This window comes from Pseudomonas sp. PAMC 26793 (assembly GCF_000313235.1).
Taxonomy (GTDB): domain Bacteria; phylum Pseudomonadota; class Gammaproteobacteria; order Pseudomonadales; family Pseudomonadaceae; genus Aquipseudomonas; species Aquipseudomonas yamanorum.
The window spans coordinates 1-18,138 of sequence record NZ_AMXG01000006.1 but is presented as its reverse complement, the minus strand read 5'-3'; the positions used below and the strand labels follow the sequence as shown (position 1 = coordinate 18,138).

The window sequence follows — 18,138 nt, the reverse complement described above, 5'->3', positions numbered from 1 at the left end:
TCTGCTTTTCTGTGGGAGCGGGCTTGCTCGCGAAAAACCTGAGGTCGCCGCGTTCATTCAGAATGCCAGCGTCATCGTTAACGACCTTCGCGAGCAAGCCCGCTCCCACATTTTTGACCGTGCCCGCTTTAGATTGTAATTTGGCTTTTGCTCTTCAACACTCAAGCCGGCCGGTAGGCCGCTGTGCTCTTGATCTGCTCTTGATCTTGATCTTAGGCGCCCCGTTAAACCACGCTGGCCGAACGCAGGCTTTGGAGCGTGGGTAACCTGGCAGGACGCCAGGTTAGCCGTCCTGGGCCAGGGATGGCCCATGACGGCGGCCCACGGTCCAAAGCCGGAGTGAGGGCACTCCGAGCCTAGGCGAGGAGCCGAGTGGTGGGGCAAGAGCGTTTTGCTTACTTTTGCGCTCTTCAAAAGTGAGCCGCTGTAAGAGCGGAACCATAAGCCGCCGTTACCGCAGCAACGGATATGCACACCACACCCCCCCACCACCGATCAAACACCCCTTGCGACCCCCCAATTTCTTTGCTAGCTTCTTACAAAATGTTAACGATAACATTTGCTCTAAAAATAAAAACAAAACAGAGATTCCCACCATGAAAATGCTTCCGAAAACCCTGTGTTTGTTGGCTCTTAGCATCAATCTTGGCACTTCTGGCCTGGCACTGGCCGACACCAAGCCCGCCCCCATCCGCATCGGCGCGTCCTTCCAGGAAATCAACAACCCTTACTTCGTCACCATGAAAGACGCCCTGCAGGAAGCCGGGGCGACCATCGGTGCGCAGTTGATCATCACCGACGCCCGCCACGACGTGTCCAAACAGGTCAGCGACGTCGAAGACATGCTGCAAAAAGGCATCGACATCCTGCTGATCAACCCCACCGACTCGGTCGGCGTGCAATCAGCCGTCAAGTCCGCCCACGCCGCCGGTGTAGTCGTGGTCGCCGTCGACGCCCAGGCCGAAGGCCCACTGGACTCCTTCGTCGGTTCGAAAAACTTCGACGCCGGCTTCCAGGCCTGCGAATACCTGGCCAAGAACATCGGCGACAAGGGCAATATCGCTATCCTCGACGGCATCGCCGTCGTGCCGATCCTGGAGCGCGTGCGCGGTTGCAAAGAGGCCGTGGCCAAGCACCCGGACATCAAGATCGTGAGCATCCAGAACGGCAAGCAGGAACGTGACCAGGCGCTGACCGTCACCGAAAACATGCTGCAGGCCCAGCCCACCCTCAAGGGCATTTTCAGCGTCAACGACAACGGCTCCCTCGGTGCACTCTCCGCCATCGAAGCCAGTGGCCTGGACGTCAAACTGGTGAGCGTCGACGGCGCACCGGAAGCGATCAAGGCCATCCAGAAACCCGGCAGCAAGTTCATCGCCACCTCCGCGCAATACCCCCGTGACCAGATTCGCCTGGCCCTGGGCATCGCCCTGGCCAAGAAATGGGGCTCGCAAGTGCCCGCCACGATCCCGGTGGACATCACCCTGATCGACCAGGCCAAGGCCAAGGATTTCAGTTGGTAAAACACCCAGGCCCCACGCCAGGCGTGGGGCACAGGTCATCCATCTGAATGCGAGGTCGGCGGTATGAGCAGTCTTCTGAAGCTGGAAAACATCTGTAAGCGCTACCCGGGGGTGCAAGCCCTCAAGGCGATCAACCTGGAAGTGCAGCGGGGCGAGATTCATGCCTTGCTCGGGGAAAACGGTGCAGGAAAATCGACCTTGATGAAGATCCTTGGCGGGGTCGAACACCAGGACGAAGGGCAGATCCTGATCGACGGCGAGGCCCGGCAGTTCGCGACGTACCGTGATGCGATTGCCGCCGGTATCGGCATCGTGTTCCAGGAATTCAGCCTGATTCCCTACCTCACGGCGGTGGAAAATATCTTCCTCGGCCATGAGCTGAGCAACCGTTTTGGCCTGTTGCGCAAGGGCGAAATGATCGAGGCCAGCGAGGCGTTGTTCAAGCGCCTCGGCGTCAGCATTGACCTGCAATGCGCGGTCAAACACCTGAGTGTGGCCGAGCAGCAGTTCGTCGAGATCGCCAAGGCCCTGGCCCTGGATGCGCGGCTGCTGGTGCTCGACGAACCCACCGCCACGCTGACGCCGAGCGAAGCCGAGCTGCTGTTCGAGATCATGCGTGAGCTCAAGCGCCAGGGTGTGGCGGTGATTTTTATCTCTCACCACTTGGAGGAGATTTTCCAGGTGTGCGACCGCATCAGCGTGCTGCGCGACGGCGGCAATGTGGGCGTCACCGATGTGGCCGACAGCGATATCGACCGCCTGGTGGAAATGATGGTCGGCCGCCGCCTGGAGTGCAGTTTTCCGGCCAAGCCCACCCGCGAACGCGGGCCGCTGTTGCTGGAGGTCAAGGACATCCAACTGGTGCGCAACGGCCCCCACAACCACTTTGAATTGCACAAGGGCGAGATTCTCGGCTTTGCCGGCCTGGTGGGTTCCGGGCGTACCGAATTGGCGCTGGGCATGATGGGCGCGCTGCCGTCGGTGAGCAAAGACGTATGGCTGCGGGGTGAAAAAATCACCCTCGACGACCCGGCCCAGGCTTTGGCCCACGGTATCGGCCTGCTGCCGGAAAGCCGCAAGACCGAAGGGCTGATCACTGATTTCAGCATTCGCGAAAACATCTCCCTCAACAACCTGCCCAAATACCAGAACGTCAGCGGCCTGATCGACAAGGACAAGGAATGCGCCAGCGTCGAAGCCCTGATGCGCCAGCTGTCCATCAAGGCCCCCAGCGGCGAGAGCCGGGTGTTCAACCTCAGCGGCGGCAACCAGCAGAAAGTCGTGATTGCCCGCTGGATCAACCATCACTGCGACGTGCTGGTGTTCGACGAACCCACCCGTGGCATCGACGTCGGCGCCAAGGCACAGATCTACGCACTGATGCGCAGCCTCACGGAACAAGGCTACGCAATCATCATGATCTCCTCGGAACTGCCGGAAGTCATCGGCATGTGCGACCGCGTCGCCGTGTTCCACAAGGGCGCCATCGTCAAGGTACTGGAAGCGTCCGCCGTCAATCCTCAAGAGGTCATGCGCCATGCAACAGGGGGCTCAAGTGAATACGTCCATTAATGCCGTGACGCCTGGCCGGCTGCGCCTGAACCTGGCGCGGCTGATTCGCTCACCGGCGTTTTATCCCTTTGTCGGGCTGCTGGTGGTGACGTTGGTGATGATCTTCGCCAGCGATAACTTCCTGACGGCCAACAACCTGTCGAACATCGCGCGCCAGGTGTCGATCAACGCGATTATCGCGGTGGGCATGACCTGCGTGATTCTCACCGGCGGCATCGATTTGTCGGTGGGGCCGGTGATGGCGCTGTCCGGTACCCTGACCGCCGGCTTGATGGTCGCAGGCTTGCCACCGGGCCTGGCGATTGGCGCGGGGATGCTGGTCGGCGTGGCCTTCGGCATCGGCAACGGTTTGTTTGTCGCCTACCTGCACATGCCGCCGATCATCGTCACCCTGGCGACCATGGGCATCGCCCGTGGGTTCGGCCTGATGTACACCGACGGCTACCCGATTTCCGGTTTGCCGGAGTGGTTTGGCTTCTTTGGTCGCGAAAGCCTGTTCGGTATTTCGGTGCCGATCCTGATCATGCTGGTGACGTACCTGGCGGCCTATGTGCTGCTGCAGCACACCCGCATCGGCCGCTATATCTACGCGATCGGCGGCAACGAGGAAGCGGTGCGCCTGTCCGGTGTGCGGGCGGCGCGCTTCAAGTTGCTGGTGTATGGCATCAGCGGGTTTACCGCCGCGATTGCCGGGCTGGTGCTGACCTCGCGCTTGATGAGCGGCCAGCCAAATGCCGGGGTGTCGTTTGAACTCGACGCGATTGCCGCCGTGGTCCTGGGCGGCGCCTCGATTGCCGGTGGGCGCGGGGTAATCGTCGGCACCTTGCTCGGCGCCATGTTGCTGGGGGTGTTGAACAACGGCTTGAACATGCTCGGGGTCTCGCCCTACGTCCAGAGCGTGATCAAGGGCGGGATCATTTTGCTGGCGATCTTTATCAGCCGTCAGCGCCACAAGTAAACCGGTTATCTCCACGCGGCCATGGTGGCCGCGATGGGTTCTCTCATGCTCAAGAAAGGTCCGCACATCATGGAAAAGCACAACCAAATGCAAGCCGTCGTCTGCCACGGCCCGAAAGACTACCGCCTGGAACGCATCAGCAAACCCCAGGCGCGGGTCAATGAACTGGTGATTCGTATCGCCGCCTGCGGCATTTGCGCCAGTGACTGCAAATGCCACTCGGGCGCCGCGATGTTCTGGGGCGGCGAGAACCCGTGGGTCAAGGCGCCGGTGGTGCCGGGGCACGAATTCTTCGGCTACGTGGTGGAAGCGGGCGAGGGCGCCGAGGAGCACTTTGAAGTGAAGGTCGGCGACAAGGTGATCGCCGAGCAGATCGTGCCGTGTGGCAAGTGCCGCTTCTGCAAGTCCGGCAAGTACTGGATGTGCGAGGTGCACAATATCTTCGGCTTCCAGCGTGAAGTCGCCGAAGGTGGCATGGCCCAGTACATGCGCATCCCGAAGACCGCCATCGTGCACAAGATTCCGGAGTCGGTGTCCCTGGAAGATTCGGCGCTGATCGAGCCGATGTCCTGCGCGATTCACACCGTCAACCGCGGTGAGATCCAGCTGGATGACGTGCTGGTGATTGCTGGTGCCGGCACCTTGGGCCTGTGCATGGTGCAAGTGGCCGCCCTTAAAACACCGAAGAAACTGGTGGTGATCGACATGGTCGACGAGCGCCTGGAACTGGCGAAGAAATACGGTGCCGACGTGGTGATCAACCCGTCCCGGGACAATGCCCGGGAGATCATCAATGGCCTGACCGATAACTACGGCTGCGACGTGTACATCGAAACCACCGGGGTGCCGGCGGGCGTGACCCAAGGCCTGGATTTGATCCGCAAGCTCGGACGGTTTGTCGAGTTCAGCGTGTTTGGTGCCGAGACCAGCGCCGACTGGTCGATCATCGGCGACCGCAAGGAACTGGACGTACGCGGCGCACACCTGGGGCCGTATTGCTACCCGGTGGCCATCGACCTGTTCGAGCGCGGCCTGGTGACCTCCAAGGGCATCGTGACCCATGACTTCGGGCTGGATAGCTGGGCCGAGGCCTTTGAGCTGGCCAACTCGACCAAGTCGATCAAGGTGCTGCTGAAGCCGGTGCTCTGACATGAACTACGTAATGGGTGTGGATATCGGCACGCAAAGCACCAAGGCGCTGCTGGTGGATGCAGGCGGCTTGATCATCGCCCAGCACAGCCAGGGGTATCGTGTGGATACCCCGAAAGTGCGCTGGGCCGAGCAGTGGCCGCAGGTCTGGCTGGATGCGGTCGAGACCTGCGTCGCCCAATGCATGGCCAAGGCTGGCGTAGGGAAAGAGCAGGTCAAGGCACTGTGCATCAGCAGCCTGTACGGCGGCTCCGGAATTGCCGTGGATGCGCAGATCACGCCGCTGCACCCTTGCCTGATCTGGATGGACCGGCGCGCGGGCGAGCAAGTGGAGTGGGTGCGCGAGCATGTGGATCTGGAGCGGCTGTTTGCAGTCACCGGCAACTCGGTGGACAGCTACTACGGCTTCACCAAGATGCTCTGGCTCAAGCAACACCAGCCGCAGGTGTGGGCCAACACCCGTTACCTGCTGCCGCCCAACAGTTACATCAACTGGTGCCTGACCGGTGAGTTGGCGGTGGATCACAGCAGCGCTGGCAATATCGGTGGCGTCTACGATGTGGCGCGACGCGGCTGGTCGGCCGAGATGCTGGCGGCGCTTGGGATTCCGTTGGCGATGATGCCGGAGCGCTTGCTGTATTCCGGTGAAGTGGTCGGCGGGTTGCTCGAGGAATGGGCCCGGCGATTGTGCTTGCAGGCGGGCATGCCGATTTTGGCCGGGGGCGTTGATGCGGCCATGGCCACATTGGCCGCCGGGGTGACCCGGCCGGGCAATCACGTGGCGATGATTGGCACCAGCATGTGTTGGGGTTATCTCAATCAGCAGGTGGACGCGCGCCATGGCCTGGTGAGCATGCCCCACGTCTATAACGGCCATCAGGACCTGTACATCTTCGGCGGTGCGATTACCGCCGGGGCGTCGGTGAGCTGGTTTCGCGAGCAGTTCTGCCAGGCCGAAGAGCAGCAGGCCAGGGAGACCGGCCAGGACAGTTTGTGGCTGCTGGAGCAGAGCGCCGCGAAGATCCCGGCGGGCAGTGAAGGGCTGTTGTTCCTGCCGTACCTCATGGGCGAACGCAGCCCGGTGTGGGATGACCGGGCCAGCGGCAGCTTTGTCGGGCTGAACCTGTATCACAGCCGGATCCACCTGTACCGCGCGGTGCTCGAAGGGGTGAGTTTTGCCCTGCGGCACAATATCGAAGCGGGCACCCGTGGGGCGCATTCCCTTGATCCACGGCTGATTGTGGTGGGCGGAGCGAGCCACTCGGATTTGTGGATGCAGATTATTGCGGACATCACCCACTACCCGGTCTACACCATTGTGCAAGAGGTGGAGGCGGCCTTGGGCGCGGCATTGCTGGCGGCCCATGCGGTGGGGTTGGTGGATGACCGGCAGATGGAGAAAGGTTGGGTGCAGTTGGAGCTGCGGGCGGAGCCGGGGGTTGGGAATGTCGGGGTGTATGACCGGGCATTTGCCAGCTATCTGGAGCTGTATCCGGCGCTGAAACCGGTGATGCACAGCCTGCAATTAAATTAAGCGAACACCGAGCCAAATGTGGGAGCGGGCTTGCTCGCGAATGCGGTGTATCAGTGGCAAATTTATTGCCTGACCCACCGCATTCGCGAGCAAGCCCGCTCCCACATTGGATCTCCATCGTTTTAGAGATAGTGAACCATGAACGCTACCTTCGACTTCACCCACCAGCGCATCCTCGTCACCGGCGCCAGCAGCGGCATCGGCCGGGAAATCGCCCTGCAATTGATCGCCAGCGGCGCCGAGGTTTTCGCGCTGGGCCGCGACGCCCAGTCCCTGGCCCAACTCGGCTGCGAAACCCTGTGCCTGGACATCGCCGACAGCACCGCCCTGGACCTGGCCTTGCAAGGCCTGCCGCCGATGCACGGCCTGGTCAACTGCGCCGGCATCTCTCGCCTGGAGCCGGCGGCTGCCATCAGCGCCGAAGCCTTCGACCAGGTGATGAACGTCAACGCCCGCGCCGCCGCCCAGGTCGCCAGCCGTATCGCCGCTGCAATGATTGAAGCCAAGATTCCCGGCAGCATCGTCAACGTCTCAAGCCAGGCCTCACTGGTAGCGCTGGACGATCACCTTGGCTACTGCGCCTCAAAGGCCGCACTGGACGCCATCACCCGGGTGCAATGCGCGGAATGGGGCCGCTTCGGGATTCGCGTCAACAGCGTCAACCCCACCGTGACCCTGACGCCCATGGCGCAGATGGCATGGTCGGCACCGGGCAAGCGCGACCCGGCATTGGCGGCGATTCCCCTCGGGAGGTTTGCCGAAACGGCGGAGGTGGCCCTGCCGGTGCTGTTCCTGCTGAGCGATGCCGCCAGCATGATCAGCGGCGTCAGCCTGCCGATCGATGGCGGCTATACCAGCCGCTAGCCGTTCTCCAGTTTGCCGGCGATTACCACTTTGTCCCGCGGTTTGTGCGGGTCTTCGAGGCGGTCCAGCAGCAGTCGCACCGCGCTGCTGCCGGCCAGTGAGGCGTCGTGGGCCACGCAGGCAATCGGCACGCCGAAGATATCGGCGAAGGGCAGGCGGTCGATGCCGCAGATGGTCAGGCTGTCGTGGGGGATATTGTGCATGCGCAACGCACGCAAGGCGCCGAGGGTGATCAGCTGGTTGAAGCCCATGATCGCGTCCGGCGCCGAGTGCTCGGCCAGGTAGTCGAGGGTGTGCAGGTAGGAGGGCATCAGCGTGTAGTCGCCGGCACACACTTCGACCTGCACCTGCGGGTGCGCGGCCAGGACTTCTTTCAGGCCCTTGAGACGCTCCATGGTGATGCGCGAATGTTCAGGCCCGGTCAGCACCAGCAGTCGTTTCAGGTCAGGGGTTTGCCGCACCAGGTACTGCGCCGCCTCGATGCCGCTGTGGTAGTTGTCCAGCACCACGCGGCTGAACGGACTGTCGTGGATGGTGCGGTCGAGCAACACCACCGGGGTCTTGCCGTTGCCCAGGCGCTCCAGGTAGTCCGGCTGGTAGCTTGGCTCATCGGAGACCGGCGATAAAATAATTCCCGCTACGCGGTAGCCCAGCAGGGTGTCGACCGCCTTGCTTTCCAGTTCTTCCAGCTCATCGGTGTCCACCAGCATGATGGTGTAGCCGTGCTTTTTCGCCTCGCGGGAAATCGCCTTGATCATCTCGCTGTAGAAGGGGTTGTCCACCGAGGCGGTGATCACGCCGATGATCAGGCTTTCGCTGCGCTTGAGCCCGCGGGCGAAGGCGTTGGGCACGTAGTCCAGCTCTCGCGCCACCTCGAGAATCCGCGCCAGGGTGGCGGGCTTGACCAAGTCGGGTTTGCTCAGCGCCCGGGACACCGTGATGGTAGTCATATTGACCCGTTTGGCGATGTCGCTGATGGTGACGGATTTTTTCTTGTTCATCGGCAGGGAGAAACCAGGAGAAAACAACCTGAGGCTACCATGTGCACGGGATCAAATCACCGGATCCCAGCGCTGCGACCAATCCTTTTCCGCCTCTACCACCGCCCGCAGCAAGGCCAGTGCCTGCTGCAAAACCGCCGAGTCGCGCTCGCGGGAATACACCAGGTACGTTGGAAAGCTGAACTCGGGCGCCTTGGGCACCCGCTCCATCACGCCGCTGTCCAGGTAGCTCTGCACCACCCGCGTGCGGAAATACCCGGCGCCGCCATTCTCCAGGATGTACTGCAACGCCAACGGCCCGAGATTAAAGCTCAAGGCGGCGCGGGCTTTGTCCGGCAGGGCCGCGTCGTGTTGCTGACGGAAGCCCTGGCCCCAGTCGATGTACACGTAGGGCTCGGGCCGGGCCGCCAGTTGCACCAGGATCAGTTTTTCTTCCAGCACCTGCTCCACCTGCAACCCCGGCCAGTATTGCGGCTGGAACACCAGTGCAGCGTCCAGCACTCCCAGCTCCAGTTGGCGCAACAGGTACTCGCCCTCGCGAATCTCGGTGCGCAGCGCATAGCCGGGGATGTGTTCACGCAGGGCTTGGGCCCAGCCGAGCATCAACGGGTTGCACAGGCTGACTTCGCCACCGATGTGCAGCACGTTGCGGTAACCATCGGGCAACGGCAGGTCACGGCGGGCGGCTTCCCAGGTTTGTACCAGCTGGTTGGCGTAGACCACGAAAGCTTCGCCATCCGGGGTCAGGCGGGCACCGGCGCGGTTGCGCACGAACAGGGTGCTGTTGAGCTGGCTTTCGAGGTTCTTGACGCGTGCGGTGATCGCCGTCTGGGTGACGTGCAGCTTCTCGGCCGCCGCGGCGAGGCTGCCGCAGCGGGTGATTTCGAGGAAGGTGCGTGCCAGTTCGATGTCCATGAAACCCCCTTGGATGAGAGGAGGCATTGTAGGGGTTGATGATTGGAGTACGGACAAAAATGTGGGAGCGGGCTTGCTCGCGAAGGCGGTGTGTCAGTCACCGGATGCTTTGACGGATGCACCGCCTTCGCGAGCAAGCCCGCTCCCACAGTTTGACTGCATTTCAGGTTGGGGTTTTTGGGGCTTGCAGGTGCTCGGTCGGAAAAGCCTTGGCATACGCTTGGCAAACCCTCAGCACCTGCTCATCCGCAAACCGCGCGCCCACCACATGCAACCCCACCGGCAAGCCATTCGCGGCCAACCCGCACGGCACCGACGCCGCCGGTTGCTGGGTCAGGTTGAAGGGATAGGTAAACGGCGTCCACTCCATCCATTCCCCAAGGCCCGAGCCCGGGGGCACGTTATGCCCGGCCTCGAACGCGGTGATCGGCATCATCGGCGAAACCAGCACATCGTAATGCTCATGGAATGCCGCCATGCGCGCCACGAGTGCAGCCCGTGCTTCCAGCGCCCCACTGTAGTCACTGAGGCTGATCTGCTCGCCCAGTCGGGCAATGCGCAGCAACCCCGGGTCCATCAGTTGCCGCTGCGCCTCGCTCAACGGCCCGGCCAGGCGCGCCGCACCGGCAAACCACAGGGTATTGAACACCTCCAGCGGATCACTGAACCCCGGATCAATCTGCTCAACATGGGCACCCAACTGCACCAGGCCTTCGACCGCTTTGGCGACGACCCTGGCCACTTGCGGGTCCACGTCCACATAGCCGAAGTTCGGGCTATAGGCGATACGCAGGCCCTTCAAGTCGGCCCCGGCGTGCAACCATGGCGTGGTCCGGGGCGCGCCGATCAAACCGTCCCGTGCGTCCGGCTGGGCGATGGTTTGCAGCATCAGCACCGAGTCTTCCACGGTGCGGGTCATCGGCCCCAGGTGAGACAAAATGGTCATCGAACTGGCCGGCCATTGCGGCACATAACCGAAAGTCGGCTTGATGCCAAAGGTGCCGGTGAACGCGCAGGGAATCCGGATCGAGCCACCGGCATCGCTGCCCTGGTGCAGCACGCCCAGGTTCAAGGCCGCCGCCGCCCCGGCACCGCCGGACGAGCCGCCCGCCGTCATGCCCGTGTCCCAAGGGTTGCGGGTAATCCCATACAACGGGTTGTCGGTGACGCCTTTCCAGCCGAACTCCGGCGTGGTGGTCTTGCCCAGCAGCACCGCGCCGGCCTTGCGCATGAAGGCCGAGAAGGGCGCATCCACCTCCCACCGGCCCTCGGCGGATGTGGTGCGCGAACCCTTGCGCGTCGGCATGCCGATGGTCTGCGTCAGGTCCTTGATGGACGCCGGCACACCATCCAGCGCCCCGCACGGCTGACCCTTGAGCCAGCGCTGTTCCGAGGCTCGGGCCGCGTTCAAGGCGCCTTCCGGGTCGACGTGGCAGTAGGCGTTGACCGCCGGGTTGTAGCGTTCGATTCGCAGCAATGCGTCTTCGGTGACTTCCACCGGCGACAAGCGTTTATCTCGATAGAGAGCCAGCAGTTCAACAGCGGTCAGGTTGGCGATATCCGTCATGCCGCTTTACCTCCTTGCGCCGCGTTGACCATGGCCCGCAGCAACACGGCGCAGCCCGCTGCCAGGTCGTCCGGTGCGGCGTTTTCGATTTCGTTGTGGCTGATGCCGCCTTCGCAGGGCACAAAAATCATCCCGGCCGGGCCCAGTTCGGCGACGAAGATCGCGTCATGCCCGGCGCCGCTGACGATGTCCATATGGCTCAGGCCCAGAGCGCTTGCACCCTCGCGCACGGCGTTGACACAGGCGGGGTTGAAGTCCAGCGGCGGGAAGTCGGCGGTAGGCGTCAGTTCAAAGCTCAGCCCGTGTTGCTCGGCAGTCGCTTCGATCACCTGGCGCACTTCGTCGACCATCGCTTGCAGCTTGTCGGCGTGCAGGTGGCGCAGGTCGATGGTCATGTGCACCTGGCCGGGAATCACGTTGCGTGAGCCGGGATGCAGGCTCAGGCAACCGACAGTGCCGCAGGCGTGGGGCTGTTGTTCGTGGGCGATACGGTTCACCGCGCTGACCACCTGCGCCGCGCCCACCAGGGCGTCCTTGCGCAGGTGCATTGGTGTCGGACCGGCATGGGCTTCGACGCCGGTGAACGTCAGGTCGAACCACTTCTGGCCCAGGCAGCCCATGACCACGCCGATGGTGGTGGCCTGGTCTTCCAGCACCGGGCCTTGTTCGATATGCGCCTCGAAATAGGCCCCCACCGGATGGCCCAGCACGGCGCGGGAGCCGGCGTAGCCGATGCGCTGCAATTCGGTGCCCACCGACAGCCCTTGCTCGTCCTGTTTGTCGAGGGTTTCCTGCAAGTCGAATTTACCGGCGAATACCCCGGAACCCATCATGCACGGCGGAAAACGCGAGCCCTCTTCGTTGGTCCACACCACCACTTCAATCGGCGCTTCGGTCTCCAGGTTCAAATCGTTGAGGGTGCGGATCACTTCCAGGCCGGCCATCACGCCGTAGCAGCCGTCGAACTTGCCGCCGGTAGGCTGGGTGTCGATATGGCTGCCGGTCATCACCGGCGCCAGTGCCGGATTACGCCCGGCGCGGCGGGCAAAGATATTGCCGATGGCGTCGACGCTGACGCTGCAGCCGGCCGCCTCGCACCATTGCACAAACAGGTCGCGGGCCTGGCGGTCGAGGTCGGTGAGGGCCAGGCGACATACGCCACCTTTCGGCGTGGCGCCGAGGCGGGCGAGGTCCATCAACGATTGCCACAGGCGGTCGCGGTTGATCAGCGGGGCGTTGCTCTGGAGCGGTTGCGCAAAACTATTCATCAGCAGTCTCCGGTCAGGCACTCAGGGCCAGGTAGCGGTTCTTGATCGTCGGGTCGGCGCGGAAGGCTTCGGCACTGCCTTCGTACACCACGCGGCCTTGTTCGAGGACGTAATGGCGGTCGGCGAGCTTGTCGCAGACCATCAGGTTCTGTTCCACCAGCAGCACCGGCAGGCCGTCTTCCTTGACCTTGCGCAGGATCTTCACCAACTCGTCGACGATCACCGGCGCGAGGCCTTCGGTGGGCTCATCGAGGATCAGCAGCTTGGGATCGTTGAGCAGGGCGCGGGCGATGGCGAGCATCTGTTGCTCACCGCCGGACAGCGCGTGGCCGGCGTTTTTGCGGCGCTCCTTGAGGCGCGGGAACATGCCGTACACGTCTTCCATCTGCCAGCGGCTGGTCTTGCGCACGGCAATGCGCAGGTTTTCCTCCACCGTGAGCAGGCGGAAAATCCCGCGGTTCTCCGGCACCAGCGCCAGGCCCTGGCGGGCGATTTCGAAGATTTTCTGCCCCACCAGTGGCTGGCCGTTGAAGTGAATCTGGCCCTGGCGCGGGCAGATAATCCCGAGGATGCTGCGCAGGGTGGTGGTCTTGCCGGCGCCGTTGCGCCCCAGCAGGGTCACCAGTTCGCCAGGGTTGACGGTCAGGGACACGCCTTCAAGGACATGGCTCTTGTCGTAGTAGGAATGGATATTTTCGACGGTCAGCATCAGGCGGCTTCTCCCAAATAGGCGGTGCGCACGCGCTCGTCGGCGCGCACGAATTCCGGTGTGCCTTCCACCAGGATCTGGCCGTGGCTCATCACGGTGATACGTTGGCTGATGGACATGACGATGCTCATGTTGTGCTCGATCAATAGCACCGTATGGTCGCGGCCGAGGTCGCTGATCAGTTGGGTCATGATCGGGATGTCGTCGATACCCATGCCCGAGGTGGGTTCGTCGAGCATCAGTAGCTTGGGTCTGGAGCAGATCGACATGCCGACTTCCAGCACCCGCTGCTGGCCGTGGGACAACTCGCCGGCCAGGGTATTGGCCCGGGCGGTGAGTTGCAGGCGTTCCAGCACCTGGTCGGCCATCTCCAGGTGTTCGCGCTTGCTGTCGACCCGGCGCCAGAAGTTCAGCGCCTTGGCACCATCGCGGCCTTGGGCGGCCAGGCGCAGGTTCTCGCGCACGCTGAGGTTCTGGAACAGGCTGGTGAGCTGGAACGAGCGGGCCATGCCCAGGCCGACGCGGCCGTGAGCCGGTTTGCGCATCAGGTTCTTGCCGTCGAAATGAATCGCCCCGGCGGTGGCCTGGCGTTCGCCGGTCAGGCAGTGGAACAGACTGGTCTTGCCCGCACCGTTGGGGCCGATGATGGTGTGGATGGTGCCGGCTTCGACCTTGAGGTTGACGCCGTTCACGGCGTGGAATGCGCCGTAGGCCAGTTCCAGGTTTTTGGTTTCCAACAGGATGCTCATGACAGCTTCTCCTTGGTCACAACGCCGGCCTTGCGGCTGCCGCGCACACGTTCGAACAGGCTCGACAGGCCGCCCCACAAACCGCCGCGCATGAAGATCACCACCAGGATCAGAATCACCCCCAGCAGCATCAACCAGCGCGGCCACAAGTCAGACAGGAAGTCCCCCAGCAGTACGATGGAACCGGCGCCCAGCAAGGAGCCGAACAGCGACCCGGTGCCGCCGACGATGGTCATGATCAGGATGTTTTCGGACATCGCCAGGTCGATGTTCGACAGCGGCACAAAGTGCAGCAGCATCGCGTACAGCGCCCCGGCAATCCCGGTCACGGCGCCGGACAGTACGAACACCAGGATCTTGAAGTGGCGGGTGTCGTAGCCGATGGCTGAGGCGCGGGTTTCATTTTCGCGAATCGCCATCAGCGTGCTGCCGAATGGCGAAGCGATCACCCGGCGGGCGCCGATGAAGATCAACAGGAACAGCACCGCGACAAACCCGTAGAACGCGCGGGCGTCGGTCAGCGACAGCAGCACGGTGTCACCGATGCGGATTTCCGGGCGCGGCACGCTGAGCAGGCCATTGTCGCCGCCGGTCCAGTCGCTCAGGGTGTAGGCGACGAAGTAGGCCATCTGGCTGAAGGCCAGGGTCAGCATCACGAAGTAAATGCCGGTGCGGCGGATCGCCAGGGCACCCACCAGAAACGCCAGGAAACCCCCGGCGACCGCTGCGCCCAGCAATGCGCTGAACAGCCCCAGTTGCAGGTGAATCATCAGCAACGCCGCGCAGTAGGCGCCGGCACCAAAGAAGATGCCTTGGCCGAACGACAGCAGCCCGGTGTAACCCAGCAGCAGGTTGCAGGCGAGGGCGGCCATGGCAAAGATCAGGATCTCGGTGGCCAGGGTTGCCGAGGGCAGAATCAACGGCAGGCCGATCAACACCGCGAGCACCAACAGCAGCATGTAGCGCGACTGGGTCTTGGCGAACGGCAGGGGATTTTTCTCGCTCATGTCAGGCTCTCCCGAACAGGCCGTAAGGACGTACCAGAATCACCACGGCCATTGCGCCGTAGATCATCAGGCTCGCGCCCTGGGGCCAGAGTGTGGTCATCAGGCTTTGCACCACGCCGACCAACAGGCCGCCCACCAGTGCGCCGCTGAAGGAACCCATGCCGCCAATCACCACCACCACGAACGCCACGCCGAGGATTTCCGGGCCGACAAAGGGCTGGGCGCCGCGCAACGGGGCGAACAGCACACCGGCCACGCCGGCCAGGGCCACGCCGAGGGCGAAGGTCATGGAGAACAGGCGGAAAATGTTGGTGCCCAGCAGGGACACGGTTTCCGTGCTTTCACTGCCGGCCCGCACCAGGGCGCCGAAGCGTGTGCGTTCCAGCAGCAGCCACAGGCCCAGACCGACGAGGCCGGAGAACACGATCAGGAACAGGCGGTAGTAGGGGTAGACGAAATCACCGACCACCAGCACCCCGCGCAGCAATTCCGGTACGGCGACGCTTTTGCCCACCGGGCCCCAGATCATCACGCTGGCTTCCTGGATGATCAGGGCGATCCCCAGGGTCACCAGAATCTGGAACATGTGCGGTAAGTGATAAATCCGCTGGATCAATAATCGCTCGATCACCCAGGCCAGCGCGGCCACCACCAGCGGCGCAATCAGCAGTGCCAGCCAGAAGCTGCCGGTGAGGCTGACGGCGGTGTAGCAGATGTAGGCGCCCATCAAAAAGAACGCACCGTGGGCGAAGTTGACGAAGTTCAGCAAGCCGAAAATGATCGTCAAGCCGACCGCGATCAGGAAGTAAATCATCCCAAGGCCCAGGCCGTTGAGAATCTGGAACAGGTAAAGATTAAGCATGCAGGAACCCTCGGCAGGTGGCCGCGTGAGCGGCCCTGCGCTGTGTCACCAGTAGATATTCAGCGGATCAGCCGAGCACGCAGCCCGTGGCTTCCACCGGCGGGAACGACTGGCCGGAACTGAGCACCTTGGCCAGGTCATCCTTGTCGGCCATCTCGGCGGCGGCTTTGCCCACCAGCAGGTAGTAATCCTTGATCACCTGATGGTCGCCGGCGCGGATCGATTCCTTGCCGGTGGGGCCTTCGTAGCTCAGGCCCTGCATGGCCTTGGCCACGGTCGGCCCGTCGAAACTGCCGGTGGAGATGATGGTTTCGAGCATGACCTTTGTGCTGATGTAGTCGGCGGCCAGCGGGTAGGTGGGGTTGATGCCGTATTTGGCCTTGGTCAGTTTCACCAGGTCGCGGTTGAGCGGGGTGTGGACCTGATGCCAGTACTGCGCGCCGAGGTACACGCCTTCCAGTACGTCACTGCCCAGCTCCTGGAACTGATCGAGTCCGGCGGACCACACCAGCAGCACTTTCATGCGCTCCTTGATGCCGAAGTTCACCGCCTGGCGCAGGGTGTTGGACGACTGGCTGCCGAAGTTCAGCAGCACCAGCACGTCGGGTTTGGCGGCGATTGCGTTGGTCAGGTAGCCGGAGAATTCCTGCTCCTGCAGCGAGTGGTAGCTGTTGCCGGCGTGTTCCAGGCCATGCTCGGCCAGCACCGATTTGGCGCCTTCGAGCAGGGCTTCGCCGAATACGTATTGCGGGGTGATGGTGTACCAGCGCTTGGCGTCGGGCAGCAGCTTGATCAGCGGCACGAGGGTCTCGCGGATCGCACCGTAGGTGGGTACCGACCAGCGGAAGGTGGCACTGTTGCAGTCCTTGCCGGTGACTTCATCGGCGCCCACCGGGGTCATGAACACGCCACCGGCCTTGCTCACTTCCTTGGCCACCGCGAGTGCCGAAGACGACAGGGTGCAGCCCTGGAAAAAGCGTGCACCGTCCTGCTGGATCGCTTCCTGGACCTTGCGCACGGCCTTGCCGGCGTTGCCTTCGGTGTCGATCACCTTGTAGTTCAGCGGGCGGCCGAGCAGCTCGGGGTGTTGTTCCACCGCGAGGCGTGAACCCATGTCGGCAAATTTGCCATAACTGGCAAAGGCGCCAGACATGGACTTGAGGCCGTAAAAGGTAAAGGGCTCGGCGGCGAATGCAGAACGCACGCTCAGCGGGAGGCTGAGGGCGGCGGCTGCGGTGAGACTGGCTTTCAACAACGTACGACGCTGCATGGGGTGACTCCCTGGATTAGTTATTGGCAGGAGTGGCAATGGCGATACGGTGGAGCACGGCCTGTGGGCAGGCCTTTTATTGGGGGGTTGGGTGTGGTGTCAGTGGTTGTGATCGAACTCCAGTAGAAAGTGCGGGCTGACTTCACCTTCAAGGGCGGTCATGTGGTGTTCGGCGTCGCACATGTGTTCGTGCATCAGGCTGCGTACGGTGGCTTCGTCTTCCGCTCGGAAGGCGATCAGCAGTTGCTTGTGATAGTCGAGGTTGGCGGCGTCGAATTGCTTGCGCTTGGGTTTGTAGGCTTTTTTCAGGACGACCAGGTCGCGCAGCAGATCGTTGAGGAATTGCGCCATGAAGCTCAGCAGCGGGTTGGGGCAGGCCTTGGCCAGCAGGTTGTGGAATTCCAGTTCGGCGATGCGTTGTTCGCGTTGGCCGGCTTCGCTGTCTTCGGGGGCGCTGCAGAAATCGACGTTGTCCTGGAGGGCGCGGTAGTCGTCTTCGCTCAGGCGGCCCAGGACCGAGACGGCGAGTTCGACTTCGATGACTTTGCGCAGTTGGTAGACCTGTTCGCCGTCCAGGTGCTGGAAGTGCAGGTAGTTGCGCAAGGCGCGGCTGGCGGGTTCGGTGCCGGCCTGGTTGAGGTAGGCGCCGCCGCTGGGGCCGGTGCGGGTGTTCACCAGGCCTTCGACTTCCAACGCCTTGAGGGCTTCGCGGGCGGAGCCTTTGGAGCACTGGAAGCTTTCCATCAGTTCGCGTTCGGTGGGCAAGCGGTCGCCGGGCTTGAGGGCATCGGTGACGATGGAGCGTTTGACCGACTCGACGATCACGTCGGAGAGCTTCTGGCGTTTGCGGCGCAACGGGCGGCTTAGCATGGTGGTTGATTGATCCTATTAATGCGCATTAATAGTACTTAATAGGGGTTTGGGGTGGGGCGTCAACGGAGGGGGTCGTTTTTGGTTTGGATGGGTCGTAAATGGTGGGGGTGTGTATATCCGTTATTTAGGTAACGGCCGCCTAGGGTTCCGCCCTTACAGCGGCTCACTTTTGAAGAGCGCAAAAGTAAGCAAAACGCTCTTGCCCCACCACTCGGCACCTCGCCCAGGCTCGGTGTGCCCACTCCGGCTTTGGACCGTGGGCCGCCGCGATGGGCCATCCATGGCCCAGCGCGGCTAACCCGGCGTCCTGCCGGGTT

At 62.7% G+C, this 18,138-nt stretch carries 16 protein-coding genes; 6 read left to right on the top strand and 10 right to left on the bottom strand.

The genetic code is table 11. From position 1 onward, the window contains the following. The first annotated feature begins 596 nt into the window (after positions 1-596). The 6 genes from D109_RS0100855 (at position 597) to D109_RS0100830 (ending at position 7,600) form a co-directional block, all read left to right on the top strand. On the top strand, positions 597-1,523 hold the full coding sequence (locus D109_RS0100855; protein WP_017475204.1) for a substrate-binding domain-containing protein: 927 nt from the start codon (positions 597-599) through the stop codon (positions 1,521-1,523). A gap of 63 nt (positions 1,524-1,586) precedes the next feature. Beyond that, entirely contained in the window at positions 1,587-3,095 is a 1,509-nt protein-coding gene (locus D109_RS0100850) for a sugar ABC transporter ATP-binding protein (protein WP_017475203.1), read from the top strand. Next, positions 3,061-4,053, top strand: coding sequence for an ABC transporter permease (locus D109_RS0100845; protein WP_017475202.1), 993 nt, complete (start codon positions 3,061-3,063; stop codon positions 4,051-4,053). The genes D109_RS0100850 and D109_RS0100845 overlap by 35 nt, the downstream gene beginning before the upstream one ends. Positions 4,054-4,122: 69 nt before the next feature. Further along, positions 4,123-5,202: an alcohol dehydrogenase catalytic domain-containing protein gene (locus D109_RS0100840; RefSeq protein WP_026077693.1), complete on the top strand. Its 1,080-nt coding sequence runs from the start codon at positions 4,123-4,125 to the stop codon at positions 5,200-5,202. Position 5,203: 1 nt separating this feature from the next. Continuing rightward, positions 5,204-6,736: an FGGY-family carbohydrate kinase gene (locus D109_RS0100835; protein ID WP_026077692.1), complete on the top strand. Its 1,533-nt coding sequence runs from the start codon at positions 5,204-5,206 to the stop codon at positions 6,734-6,736. 138 nt (positions 6,737-6,874) lie between these two features. After that, a complete protein-coding gene (locus D109_RS0100830) occupies positions 6,875-7,600 on the top strand; it encodes an SDR family oxidoreductase (RefSeq protein WP_017475199.1) in 726 nt (241 codons plus the stop codon). On the opposite strand, the gene D109_RS0100825 is transcribed toward D109_RS0100830, so the two are convergent. The 10 genes from D109_RS0100825 to D109_RS0100780 all read right to left on the bottom strand — a co-directional run bounded on the left by D109_RS0100825 (position 7,597) and on the right by D109_RS0100780 (position 17,818). Next, on the bottom strand, positions 7,597-8,601 hold the full coding sequence (locus D109_RS0100825) for a LacI family DNA-binding transcriptional regulator (RefSeq protein ID WP_017475198.1): 1,005 nt from the start codon (positions 8,599-8,601) through the stop codon (positions 7,597-7,599). The two genes, D109_RS0100830 and D109_RS0100825, sit on opposite strands and share 4 nt — an antisense overlap. A gap of 51 nt (positions 8,602-8,652) precedes the next feature. Further along, positions 8,653-9,516, bottom strand: a complete 864-nt coding sequence (locus D109_RS0100820; RefSeq protein WP_017475197.1) for a LysR family transcriptional regulator — start codon at positions 9,514-9,516, stop codon at positions 8,653-8,655. A 163-nt stretch (positions 9,517-9,679) separates the two neighbouring features. Next, a complete protein-coding gene (locus D109_RS0100815; RefSeq protein WP_017475196.1) occupies positions 9,680-11,083 on the bottom strand; it encodes an amidase in 1,404 nt (467 codons plus the stop codon). Then, the gene (locus D109_RS0100810; RefSeq protein WP_017475195.1) at positions 11,080-12,351 is read right to left on the bottom strand and encodes a Zn-dependent hydrolase; all 1,272 of its coding nucleotides are present in this window, start codon (positions 12,349-12,351) and stop codon (positions 11,080-11,082) included. Before D109_RS0100810 ends, D109_RS0100815 begins: the two co-directional genes overlap by 4 nt. A gap of 13 nt (positions 12,352-12,364) precedes the next feature. Beyond that, positions 12,365-13,060, bottom strand: coding sequence for an ABC transporter ATP-binding protein (locus D109_RS0100805; protein ID WP_017475194.1), 696 nt, complete (start codon positions 13,058-13,060; stop codon positions 12,365-12,367). Then, positions 13,060-13,809, bottom strand: coding sequence for an ABC transporter ATP-binding protein (locus tag D109_RS0100800; protein ID WP_017475193.1), 750 nt, complete (start codon positions 13,807-13,809; stop codon positions 13,060-13,062). Before D109_RS0100800 ends, D109_RS0100805 begins: the two co-directional genes overlap by 1 nt. Beyond that, positions 13,806-14,816, bottom strand: coding sequence for a branched-chain amino acid ABC transporter permease (locus D109_RS0100795; RefSeq protein ID WP_017475192.1), 1,011 nt, complete (start codon positions 14,814-14,816; stop codon positions 13,806-13,808). Before D109_RS0100795 ends, D109_RS0100800 begins: the two co-directional genes overlap by 4 nt. Before the next feature lies 1 nt (position 14,817). Beyond that, on the bottom strand, positions 14,818-15,678 hold the full coding sequence (locus D109_RS0100790; protein WP_017475191.1) for a branched-chain amino acid ABC transporter permease: 861 nt from the start codon (positions 15,676-15,678) through the stop codon (positions 14,818-14,820). 67 nt (positions 15,679-15,745) lie between these two features. After that, a complete protein-coding gene (locus D109_RS0100785; protein ID WP_017475190.1) occupies positions 15,746-16,948 on the bottom strand; it encodes an ABC transporter substrate-binding protein in 1,203 nt (400 codons plus the stop codon). Positions 16,949-17,047: 99 nt separating this feature from the next. Then, positions 17,048-17,818, bottom strand: coding sequence for a FadR/GntR family transcriptional regulator (locus D109_RS0100780; protein WP_003215747.1), 771 nt, complete (start codon positions 17,816-17,818; stop codon positions 17,048-17,050). Positions 17,819-18,138: the final 320 nt, after the last annotated feature.

Coding starts and splice junctions, on each gene's coding strand:
- D109_RS0100800 (WP_017475193.1), bottom strand. CDS start 13,809: ATGAGCATCCTGTTGGAAACCAAAAACCTGGAACTGGCCTACGGCGCA.
- D109_RS0100840 (WP_026077693.1), top strand. CDS start 4,123: ATGGAAAAGCACAACCAAATGCAAGCCGTCGTCTGCCACGGCCCGAAA.
- D109_RS0100845 (WP_017475202.1), top strand. CDS start 3,061: ATGCAACAGGGGGCTCAAGTGAATACGTCCATTAATGCCGTGACGCCT.
- D109_RS0100825 (WP_017475198.1), bottom strand. CDS start 8,601: ATGAACAAGAAAAAATCCGTCACCATCAGCGACATCGCCAAACGGGTC.
- D109_RS0100855 (WP_017475204.1), top strand. CDS start 597: ATGAAAATGCTTCCGAAAACCCTGTGTTTGTTGGCTCTTAGCATCAAT.
- D109_RS0100815 (WP_017475196.1), bottom strand. CDS start 11,083: ATGACGGATATCGCCAACCTGACCGCTGTTGAACTGCTGGCTCTCTAT.
- D109_RS0100795 (WP_017475192.1), bottom strand. CDS start 14,816: ATGAGCGAGAAAAATCCCCTGCCGTTCGCCAAGACCCAGTCGCGCTAC.
- D109_RS0100835 (WP_026077692.1), top strand. CDS start 5,204: ATGAACTACGTAATGGGTGTGGATATCGGCACGCAAAGCACCAAGGCG.
- D109_RS0100785 (WP_017475190.1), bottom strand. CDS start 16,948: ATGCAGCGTCGTACGTTGTTGAAAGCCAGTCTCACCGCAGCCGCCGCC.
- D109_RS0100790 (WP_017475191.1), bottom strand. CDS start 15,678: ATGCTTAATCTTTACCTGTTCCAGATTCTCAACGGCCTGGGCCTTGGG.
- D109_RS0100780 (WP_003215747.1), bottom strand. CDS start 17,818: ATGCTAAGCCGCCCGTTGCGCCGCAAACGCCAGAAGCTCTCCGACGTG.
- D109_RS0100810 (WP_017475195.1), bottom strand. CDS start 12,351: ATGAATAGTTTTGCGCAACCGCTCCAGAGCAACGCCCCGCTGATCAAC.
- D109_RS0100805 (WP_017475194.1), bottom strand. CDS start 13,060: ATGCTGACCGTCGAAAATATCCATTCCTACTACGACAAGAGCCATGTC.
- D109_RS0100850 (WP_017475203.1), top strand. CDS start 1,587: ATGAGCAGTCTTCTGAAGCTGGAAAACATCTGTAAGCGCTACCCGGGG.
- D109_RS0100820 (WP_017475197.1), bottom strand. CDS start 9,516: ATGGACATCGAACTGGCACGCACCTTCCTCGAAATCACCCGCTGCGGC.
- D109_RS0100830 (WP_017475199.1), top strand. CDS start 6,875: ATGAACGCTACCTTCGACTTCACCCACCAGCGCATCCTCGTCACCGGC.